The organism is uncultured Nitrospira sp., assembly GCA_902500695.1.
In the GTDB taxonomy this organism is placed as follows: Bacteria; Nitrospirota; Nitrospiria; order Nitrospirales; family UBA8639; genus Nitrospira_E.
Genome location: CABVRQ010000156.1, coordinates 1 through 3,536, shown reverse-complemented (window position 1 = coordinate 3,536; position 3,536 = coordinate 1). Strand labels below are relative to the sequence as shown.

At 50.4% G+C, this 3,536-nt stretch carries 2 protein-coding genes; both read left to right on the top strand.

Annotated features, from left to right (window positions below; all coding sequences use genetic code 11):
* Positions 1–351: 351 nt before the first annotated feature.
* Positions 352–1,617: a DEAD/DEAH box helicase gene (locus AAH187_RS18965; protein WP_342350057.1), complete on the top strand. Its 1,266-nt coding sequence runs from the start codon at positions 352–354 to the stop codon at positions 1,615–1,617.
* Between the two features lie 801 nt (positions 1,618–2,418).
* Complete coding sequence (locus AAH187_RS18960; protein ID WP_342350056.1) at positions 2,419–3,393, top strand: IS30 family transposase; 975 nt, start codon at positions 2,419–2,421, stop codon at positions 3,391–3,393.
* Positions 3,394–3,536: the final 143 nt, after the last annotated feature.

The following is a 3,536-nucleotide window of genomic DNA, read 5'->3' as shown; positions in this document are numbered from 1 at the left end:
CCTGTCTGATCATTTCCGAGTAGACTGGGGCACTGTCCCAAATATGAATGTTCCTTTTGAATATTTCTGAACAAACGCACGTATTCACTCAACAGGGATTCGATATCAATGGTCGACGGGAATGATCAAAACAGTCGTCCAGTCCTGCCCTGAGTCATGCCGAAGGGAAGGCCGCAGTCATTTTGACGCGCGGAGCGTACTTTTAGTACGTGAGCACGGCAAAATGGCGACCTGCCTGCGCGAAGCCGCTCCGGCGAAGGCAGGGAACGCCGCTGGCGGCTTTTTTCAGCATTCCCAGAATGATCCACCCCTGTTATGCCAGATTTGATGAGAAAGAGGTATTGAAACGCCATGAAGTTTGAAAAATATCCCATTTCCGATGCGTTGAAAAATAACCTGTCCCGACTCGGGTTTGTGAAAACAACGGACATCCAATTTAAAGCCATGCCCTCGATCATGGCGGGGGAAGATGTTCTGGCCATCGCCCAAACAGGAACGGGGAAAACGGCAGCATTTGCCATCCCGATCATTAATCACATTGACAAGTGGAAAAGGAGTCAACGCTCCAATGGTATCCAATGTATTGTCATGGTGCCGACGCACGAACTGGCGATGCAGATTGGAGAGGTCTTTGCCCAGCTGTCCAAACAGACCAAGGTCAAGGCGTTTGCCATGTATGGGGGCGTTGAGCAGGACCCGCAGATACAGACACTTCAGAATGGCATCGATGTGCTCATTACGACACCCGGCCGACTCTTTGATCTGATCAGTCAGGGGTATGTTCTGCTGGACCGGGTCCAAACCCTTGTGTTGGATGAAGCTGATCACATGCTCGATCTCGGATTTATTGGAGATATTCATGCGATCAAAAAAAAGCTGCCATACCAACATCAAACGCTCTTTTTCTCAGCAACCATTAATGCCGACATCAAAAAACTGGCGTATTCTCAAGTGAGGAGTTCGGCTATCCGGATTCAAATCTCGCCGGACAATCGTGTTTCCAAAAGTGTCTCTCACTATGTGATGTTTGTCGAAATGGATGATAAACGGTTTTTCCTGGAGCGGTTCCTGACCGATAATCCTGAGAGCCGGGTGATCGTGTTTGTCCGGACGCGAGTACGCGCTGAACGGGTCGCCAAGGCGATGGGTCGTGTCGGGATAGCCACGCTGACGATTCATGGGGAAAAGGATCAGCGTGACCGGGCTGCGGTGATGAACGCATTTAAAGCCGGGGCCTGTCAGATTTTAATCGCCACAGATGTCAGCGCACGCGGCATCGACATTCCGGATGTGCATTATGTGCTGAACTATGACTTGCCGGATAAGGCAGAAAACTACGTGCATCGTGTGGGAAGAACCGGGCGGGGTGTCAAAAAGGGGATTGCGATTTCGTTCTGCAGCAAAGAAGAAAAGGTACGACTTGAGGAGATTCAGGGGTTTTTAGATCAAGAGATCGATGTCATCAAAATCACGAAAAAGGATTATGCCTTTACGGTGACACATCCCAACGGGGAACCCAGCTTGGAAGAGTTGCTCAAAGAAATAGAGGAGGAAGAGGAGGCGAAACGGAAAAAAATGAAAAAAATGAAACCGCAAAAGAAGAAAAAAAGGACCTAAGGGCTCCCGAAAGAATACGAATCAATCCCAATTTTGGTGAACGGAGGACTCGTTTCCCGCTCAGGTGGCCTTGAAATCAAATACCAACCCTCAACCAACCCCCTCAACGCCACGTTGGCTGCTCGCACCTATTGTTTCTATCACTGGGTTTCGGCCCGGCAGCCGAGGTCCTTTTGTTTCGGCAAAAGGACCCAAAACCATTGACGCCCTGTTCAGCCTCTTCAGATTAAGCGGACGCAAGAAACAAGAGGGCGGACCAACTCGCTTTGCTCAAACAAGGTCCGCCAATTCTTGAAGAGCGTCCGCCAATAAGGCCGAACAGCAGGCGTCGGGTCAAAGAAAAGGGAACGAAGAAATCTATGGGGTCTATCTGATGTTATGTCGAATCAATCCGCTTTCGACTTCCCTCAACTACCCCCAAGCGTGACTATCCACTGTCATATTGCAAGACTTAACCCATGACCCTTTTGTCTAAGGCATAGAGCCTTTCGCATTGCAACAGACGCCTTATTCAGCGGCTTGTCCGCTGCAATGCTTTGTTAGCTGTATTTTTCCTCACAATTCGCCAGAAACAACAAATTGGTTGCTGTTAAATGTAAAGTGTAACTAGCCAAATGTTCTGGAACTATCAACACTTCTGCTCCTTGGCCGTGCCCCCCTTCTTTATTCCTAACCGTGGGTATTCCGCTTTCAAGTAAGACTTAGATTCAACTTGTAAGTGCAACTCGCGCTCTTGGTTGAGCGGGGCAGCTGCGATAACATCGTGGCCTTGTCTCACCGACCAAAGTAAGAGGAGCACACATGAGCGGCTATACGCAGCTGACCCGCGAACAACGATATCAAATTCATGCCCTTATGCAAACGGGCCAGAATCAAACCCAAATGGCGACGGTGATTGGAGTACATAAAGCCACGATCAGTCGAGAGCTCCGGCGGAACCGTGGGCTGCGTGGCTATCGACCTCACCAAGCCCATCGCCTAGCCCAAGCGAGGCAGGGACCCAAACGGCGCACTCGGTTGGCTCCGACTATCTGGCAACAGGTGGAGGCGTTGGTGCGAGAGGCTTGGAGTCCCGAACAAATCCATGGCCGGTTACAGCGCGAGCACGGGCAGACGATCAGTCATGAATGGATGTATCAGTATATCTATCAGGATAAACAGGCAGGGGGTGATCTCTACCGCTCCTTGCGCTGTCAGAAAGCCCGACGGAAGCGCTATGGCACGTACCGTCGCCGTGGGCGGATCCCCAATCAAATCTCGATTGATGAGCGTCCGGCGGCGGTGAACGCTCGACAGCGAATTGGCGACTGGGAAGGGGATACCCTAATCGGGAAAGGGCATCGGGGGGTCTTAGTGACTTTGGTGGAACGGAAATCCAAGTATACGGTGCTTGAAGGCGTCCAACACAAGACGGCTGCTGCCGTCCGGAAGGCGGTCGCCCGTGGGCTCCGACCCTACCAAACTCGCGTGCAGACGATTACGTATGACAATGGCGGTGAGTTTAGTGATCATGCTGGGATGGCCAAGGATCTCGATGCGCGCATCTACTTTGCGCATCCCTATGCTTCCTGGGAACGAGGAGTGAACGAAAATACCAACGGACTTCTTCGCCAATTTTTCCCGAAAAACCGGGACCTCACCCACGTCTCCGAGCATGAACTGAAAGAAGTGATGGCCACGCTGAATCACCGACCCAGAAAGACGCTCGGCTATCGTACGCCACATGAGGTATTCTTTGACACCACCACACCATTAACTGTTGCACTTACAAGTTGAATTCAAGTCTTTCTCTGGCTCTGATCAGAAAGAAAAAATTGAAAATTTATTTTCTGAGATTTTGAATACAACTACGTGGTTTATAAAACCTTAGATTCAACTCGTAAGTGCAACAGTTAATGAAGTGGTGGTGTCAAAGAATA

Coding starts and splice junctions, on each gene's coding strand:
- AAH187_RS18960 (WP_342350056.1), top strand. CDS start 2,419: ATGAGCGGCTATACGCAGCTGACCCGCGAACAACGATATCAAATTCAT.
- AAH187_RS18965 (WP_342350057.1), top strand. CDS start 352: ATGAAGTTTGAAAAATATCCCATTTCCGATGCGTTGAAAAATAACCTG.